Source organism: Streptomyces polyrhachis, from assembly GCF_042663125.1.
In the GTDB taxonomy this organism is placed as follows: domain Bacteria; phylum Actinomycetota; class Actinomycetes; order Streptomycetales; family Streptomycetaceae; genus Streptomyces; species Streptomyces polyrhachii.
Genome location: NZ_JBHSZO010000035.1, coordinates 53125 through 59922, shown reverse-complemented (window position 1 = coordinate 59922; position 6798 = coordinate 53125). Strand labels below are relative to the sequence as shown.

Here is a 6798-nt window from a genome sequence, read left to right as displayed (position 1 = left end):
CCGCGAGCGAGGAGCCCGCCGCGCAGCCGCCCGAGCCCGCCGCGGAGGAGAAGCCGGCCCGCAGCCGCCGCCGCGCGACCCGCAAGACCGCCGAGCCCGCGACCGCGCCGGCCGCTTCTGCGCCGGCCGCCGAGGAGAGCGGCACGACCGTGGGCGGCCGGGCCCGGGTGTCGCGGCCCGCCGCGCCGATGTTCCAGGCGCCGGTCTTCACCCAGCCGCAGTTCCAGACCCCGCAGCGCGCCGCCGCCCTGGCCCTGGAGGCCGAGCAGCGCGAGGCCGAGCGGGAGGACGAGCCCGAGGACGTCGAGATCGAGGAGATCGAGGAGACGGCCGGGGCGGACATCGAGGCGCAGGAGGACGGCGCCGACGACAGCGCCGACGACAGCGCGGACGACGACGCCGAGGATGACCGCCCCTCCTCGCGCCGCCGCCGCCGCGGTGGCCGCCGCCGTCGCCGCGGTGACCTGGCCGAGGCGCAGGAGGACGGCGCCGAGGACGGCGCGGACGAGGGCGACAGCGCCGACGCGGGCTCCGCGCCGCGCGCCGCCGCCGACGAGAGCACCGGGCGCGGTGGGCGCGACCAGGTGGAGGACGACTCCGACGAGGACGACGACGACCACGCCGGCGGCTCCAGCAGCTCCAGCCGCCGTCGCCGGCGCCGTCGCCGCCGGGCCGCCGACTCCGGTGCCGGCTCGGTCGGCACGGAGAGCGCGGGGGACAGCGTCGGTTCGCCGGACGACCCGGCCCGTACGGTCGTGAAGATCCGCGAGCCGCGCAGCGCCAAGGAAGCCGCCGACGAGGTGCAGTCCATCAAGGGCTCCACCCGTCTGGAGGCCAAGAAGCAGCGCCGCCGCGAGGGCCGCGAGCAGGGCCGCCGCCGGGTGCCGATCATCACCGAGGCGGAGTTCCTGGCGCGCCGCGAGGCCGTCGAGCGGGTCATGGTGGTGCGCGAGCTGGGTGAGCGTACCCAGATCGGTGTGCTGGAGGACGGCGTCCTCGTCGAGCACTACGTCAACAAGGAGCAGGCCACCAGCTACGTCGGCAACGTCTACCTGGGCAAGGTCCAGAACGTCCTGCCGTCCATGGAGGCCGCCTTCGTCGACATCGGCAAGGGCCGCAACGCCGTGCTCTACGCCGGCGAGGTCAACTTCGAGGCCCTGGGCCTCGGCGGCGGCCCGCGCCGTATCGAGCACGCGCTGAAGTCCGGCCAGTCGGTGCTGGTGCAGGTCACCAAGGACCCGATCGGCCACAAGGGCGCCCGCCTGACCAGCCAGGTCTCGCTGCCCGGCCGCTACCTGGTGTACGTGCCCGAGGGCTCGATGACCGGTATCAGCCGCAAGCTGCCCGACACCGAGCGCGCGCGTCTGAAGCAGATCCTCAAGAAGATCGTCCCCGAGGACGCGGGCGTCATCGTCCGCACCGCCGCGGAGGGCGCCAGCGAGGAGGAGCTGACCCGCGACGTCCAGCGGCTGCAGGCGCAGTGGGAGGAGATCCAGCACAAGGCGAAGAGCGGCAACGCCCCGACCCTGCTGTACGGCGAGCCCGACATGACCGTGCGGGTCGTGCGCGACATCTTCAACGAGGACTTCACGAAGGTCATCGTCAGCGGCGACAAGGCGTGGGACACCATCCACGGCTACGTCTCGCACGTCGCGCCGGACCTCACCGGGCGGCTGCAGAAGTGGACCTCGGACGTCGACGTCTTCGCCACGTACCGGATCGACGAGCAGCTGATGAAGGCGCTGGACCGCAAGGTCTGGCTGCCCTCCGGCGGCTCCCTGGTGATCGACAAGACCGAGGCCATGATCGTGGTCGACGTCAACACGGGCAAGTTCACCGGCCAGGGCGGCAACCTGGAGGAGACGGTCACCCGCAACAACCTGGAGGCGGCCGAGGAGATCGTCCGCCAGCTGCGGCTGCGCGACCTCGGCGGCATCGTCGTCATCGACTTCATCGACATGGTGCTGGAGTCCAACCGCGACCTGGTGCTGCGCCGCCTGATCGAGTGCCTGGGCCGGGACCGCACCAAGCACCAGGTGGCCGAGGTGACCTCGCTGGGCCTGGTGCAGATGACCCGCAAGCGGGTCGGCCAGGGGCTGCTGGAGTCCTTCTCCGAGCAGTGCGTCCACTGCAACGGGCGCGGCGTGCTGGTGCACATGGACCAGCCGACCGCGATCGGTGGCGGCGGCAAGAAGAAGAGCAAGGGCCGGAAGGACCGCGGCGCGCTGCAGCAGGTGCACGAGGCGGCGGTGGCCGGCGGGCACGAGCACGACGGGCACGAGCACGACGAGCACGACGAGCACGGTCACGACGAGCACGAGCACGAGACGGCCGCGGAGATCCTCGCGGAGACGGCGGAGCCGCAGGCGCTGCCGGAGCCGCAGTTCACGCCCGACGAGGAGCTGTACAGCAGCGCCGCGGAGGCCGAGGCGGCGGTCGGTGCCCGCCGGGGCCGGCGCCGGGCGACGCGCAAGGCGACGGCGCCCGCGGGTTCGCCGCGGGCGGAGCAGGCGCAGCTGCGGGAGGAGCGCGCGGGGGCGGCTGCCCCGGCGCCCGTACCGCAGCCGCAGCCCGAGCCGCAGCCGGAGCCCGAGCCGCCGGTGGAGGCCGCCGAGCCGGAGAAGCCGGTGCGCGCGCGCCGCCGGGCGACCCGCAAGGCGACGTCCCCGGCCGGTCCGCCGAAGGCGTCGTCGGAGGCGGCGGCGATCGTCGTCCCCAAGGCTGAGCCCAAGTCGGAGCCCAAGACGGAGCCGAAGGCCGAGGAGCCCCAGGCTGCCGAGGCCGAGCCGGCCGCCGAGGCCGAGAAGCCGAAGAAGCGCACCCGCAAGGCGCCCGCCAAGAAGACGGCGGCGGCTGCCGAGCAGGCGGAGTCCGCCGGGACGGCGGAGAAGAAGGCCCCCGCCAAGACGGCCGCGAAGAAGACGGCGGCCAAGAAGACCGCCGCCAAGCGCCCGGCGAAGAAGGCGGCCGCCAAGAAGACGGCGGCGGCCGAGCAGGACAGTTCCCGGGCGGTCACCGCCAAGACGGACGACTGACCGGGCGGCAGCGACGGCGAACGGCCCGGACACCCCGCACGGTGTCCGGGCCGTTCGCCGTCCCCGCCCCCGTACGCACACCCACACGCGCACGCACGCACGTACACACGACGGCGGCCCCGACCGAGCGCGATGCTCGGTCGGGGCCGCCGTCGTGCTGCGGAAGCCGGGGACCTCAGTCCTCCTTGGCCTTCTCCAGCATCCGGTCCACCACCCGGGCCGAGGCGCTGCCGTCGTCCAGGTCGCAGAAGTTGTGGTGGAAGCGGTCGAAGCGCTCCTGGTACTCCGCGGCCACCTCGTCGATGTTGCGGATTGAGTCGATCACCTCGTCGGAGGTGCGCAGCAGCGGGCCGGGCGAGTCCTCCTCGAAGTCGAAGTAGAAGCCGCGCAGGGTGTCGCGGTAGTGCTCCAGGTCGTACGTGAAGAAGAGCATCGGCCGCTTGAGGTGCGCGTAGTCGAACATCACCGACGAGTAGTCCGTGATCATGATGTCGGCGATCTGGTAGAGGTCGGCGATGTCCGGGTACTCCTTCATGTCCCAGACGAAGCCGTCGCCCGCGCCCGGCACCGTGTCGACGATGTTGGAGTGCGGACGCACCAGCAGCACGTGGTCCTCACCGAGCCGGCGCTGCGCCTCCTTCAGGTCCAGGCGCAGGTCGAAGCGGAACTGGCCGGCCTTGTGCGACTGGTCGTCGCGCCAGGTCGGGGCGTAGAGGACGACCTTCTTGTCCGCCGGCAGCCCGATCCGCTGCTTGATCTCGGCCATCCGCTGCTCGAGGTCCTCGGCGTAGAGGTAGTCGTTGCGCGGGTAGCCGGCCTCCAGGATCTCCCCGTCGAAGGAGAAGGCGCGCTTGAGGATCGGCGTGGAGAAGCGGTTGGAGGAGACGAGCAGGCTCCAGTTGTTCGCCTCCAGGGCGATGCGGTACTGGTACTGCTTGTCGAAGTGCAGCGTCTCGATGTCGTGGCCGATCTTCTTCAGCATCGTGCCGTGCCAGGTCTGCACGATCACCTGGCCGGGACGCCGCTCCACCCACTCCGGCAGGTGCGCGTTGGTCACGATGTACCGGGACCGGGCGAGGGCCTCGTACCACTCGGTGCCCCACATGCGGATCGGCTCGGCCGTCTCGGGGAGGACCACCTGGTCGTCGCGTACGGCCCACAGGTGCTTGAGGTCGCTGCCGCGGCGCAGCAGCTCCTCGTGCATGGCACGCGGGCTGTCGGAGTACTGCTTGCCGTTGTAGCTGAGGTAGAACACCTGGTCGCGCAGCGGCAGTTCGCGCCCCGGTCCGTAGACCTCGCGGCGCAGCTGCTCGACGCGGTACGGGCCGCGCTCCAGGTCGGAGAGCCCGGAGCGGCAGTTGAGCTGTACGAAGTGGCCCCAGCGCTGCTCAAGCCAGTAACGCCGCCCGCGCAGCTCCGCCTTGAGGGGGAAGTCCGCCAGGGCGAGGCGGTCGATGACGAACTCGATGTCCTCGGTGGCCCCTTCGGCCTTGCCCGTACGCAGGGCGAAGTTCCACCGGCCCGCCTTCAGCGGCACGGTGCCGGCCTCGTTGCCCATGACCGAGGGGTCGAAGGACGCCTCGAAGGTGCCGTCCTCGCCCCACAGGACGGGGACGGTCCGCTCCTCGAAGTGCACCTTGGACTTCAGGACCAGCTCGGAGCCGGCCAGCTCCGGGCGGGTGACGCCGGTGACGCGGATCAGGCCGTCCCGCAGCTCGGCGCCGGTGATCCGGGCGCGCCGGGAGCGGCCGGAGAGCTGGAGGTAGCCGGTGTGCCGGCCGATCACGGCCAACTCGTTGTGCGGTCCGTTCAGTTCGGCCGGCAGCGGGTAGGACTCGTCGGCCAGCCCGTCGCGCATCACCGCCGGGAACTCGCGCTCGTGGCCGTTCTCCTCGACGCCGAGGTAGACCTGCCAGTCGCGGCGCGAGCGGCGGGTGGACTCGTCGGCGCCCTCGGGGTGGACCAGGGCGATGTCGGCGATCGGGACCTGCGCGGTGAACGGCGTGACGCCGTCGGCGGTGGCCCGGCGGGTGACGGGGTAGGTCAGGACGTCGCCGCTGGCGCGGTTGGCGACCCGCAGCGTCAGGGTGGTGCCGGGCTGGATGGGCTCGCGCAGCTCGCCCTCCAGCTCGATGGAGTCGCCCGTGGAGCGGTGGTCGTTGACGAGGACCCGGACCTTCTCCACCCGCAGCTTCAGCGCCGCGTTCTCCGTGAGGGGCAGCATGCGGTAGTCGTCACCGAGCCAGTGGTACGGACCGTAGTTGCAGCCCGCGCCGCCGACCGCACCCACGCCGTGGGCGCGCATCAGGCCGCCGGCGAAGACCCGCATGCCGACGTGCCAGAGGCCCTCCTGCCAGGCGCCGCCCTTCTTCAGCTTCGCCGGGTCGAGGACGACCTCCCAGCCGCCCCAGTCGTAACTGGCGGCCCGCTGCCAGGTGTCGGCGGTGGCGGAGGGGCGGTAGGTGTTCTTCGCCGGCAGCAGGGTTCGCCTGCGCGAACCGTCCTTCTTCAGCTGCAGCACCTTCACGGAGCTGTGCCTGGAGGTGAGGTTGATCTGCTGGATGTAGGCGTCGCCCGTCAGGACCAGCTTGCCGTCGCGCCACTCCACCTCGCGCAGCGGGGCGCGGGCCTCAAGGTCCTTGTCGGACCGCAGGGCCTTCTTGGGCAGCTGGACGCTGCTGTCCTTGAGCGGCCCGAACTGCGTGTACTTGCGCACCAGCCCGGAGAGCGAGGTCGGCTCGCGGCGGCGCTGCGAGGCGAGCAGGTCGATCAGCTCGCCCATGGCGCGCTTGCGGACCAGGATCCACTGCACGCGCAGGGCGACGGGGAGGCCCATCACCAGCGCGGGGTCGATGGTGGCGAGGTAGCGGTTGGTGGAGTCGAGGAACGCCTGGCGGTACTCCTCGTCGGCGTCCGGCAGCACGTTGAGGTAGAGCCGCAGGTCGTCCTTGAGCACCCGCTCGTCGTAGTCGCGCTTGTACCCGGCGAACTCCGGCCGGGTCCTGGCCTGCTCGGCGAGGAAGTCGCTCACCCACTGGACGGCCTTGACGCGGTCCTCGATGGCCTTGACCTCGGTGCGCCGCTGGGTGATGGACGGGGCCGCCTCGCCCTCGCGCAGCCGCCAGAAGTAGCAGATCTCGCCGATGGTGTCGACGGACGCCGCCAGGTAGTGGGCGGGCATCACCACGGGGATGTCCTCGTTGAGCACGCCCTCGGGGAAGCGCAGCGCGTTCTTCTCCCAGAAGTCGCGCCGGAAGACCTTGTTGCAGGCGATGCGGTCGGCGACCAGGCGCGGGAGCCTGGAGATGTGCGTACGGGTGCGGGCGTCGCCGGCGAGGACCTTGAAGAGCGGCACCTGCCAGGTCCGGTCGCCCTTGAGGTGGAAGACGTTGCCGGAGACGAAGTCCGAGCCGGACTCGTCCAGGCTCGCCACCATCATCCGGTAGGCGTCCGGCGGGATGACGTCGTCGCTGTCCACGAAGGTCAGGAACTCGGAGTCCGGCGAGACGTTGTCGATGCCGGTGTTGCGGGCCGCGCCCAGGCCGCCGTTCTCCTTGCGGACGAGCTTGAAGCGGGGGTCCTCGGCGGCGTACTCGGCGGCGATGGCGGCGGAGCCGTCGGGCGAGCCGTCGTCGACCATCACCACCTCGATGTCCTGGAGGGTCTGCTGCCGGAGGGAGTCCAGGCAGGCGCGCAGATACTCCTCGACGTTGTACATCGGGACGATGACGCTGAGCCGGGGTGCCATGGGGTTCGGCGTTCC

The 6798-nt window shown here is 71.7% G+C and carries 2 protein-coding genes; one reads left to right on the top strand and one right to left on the bottom strand.

The features are described 5' to 3' along the window. A partial coding sequence (locus ACFQLX_RS20460) for an Rne/Rng family ribonuclease (RefSeq protein ID WP_386417229.1) occupies window positions 1-3035 on the top strand: 3035 nt, incomplete at its 5' end. 175 nt (window positions 3036-3210) lie between these two features. On the opposite strand, the gene ACFQLX_RS20455 is transcribed toward ACFQLX_RS20460, so the two are convergent. Next, the gene (locus ACFQLX_RS20455) at window positions 3211-6783 is read right to left on the bottom strand and encodes a bifunctional glycosyltransferase/CDP-glycerol:glycerophosphate glycerophosphotransferase (protein ID WP_386417227.1); all 3573 of its coding nucleotides are present in this window, start codon (window positions 6781-6783) and stop codon (window positions 3211-3213) included. Between the last annotated feature and the right edge of the window lie 15 nt (window positions 6784-6798).

Coding starts and splice junctions, on each gene's coding strand:
- ACFQLX_RS20455 (WP_386417227.1), bottom strand. CDS start 6,783: ATGGCACCCCGGCTCAGCGTCATCGTCCCGATGTACAACGTCGAGGAG.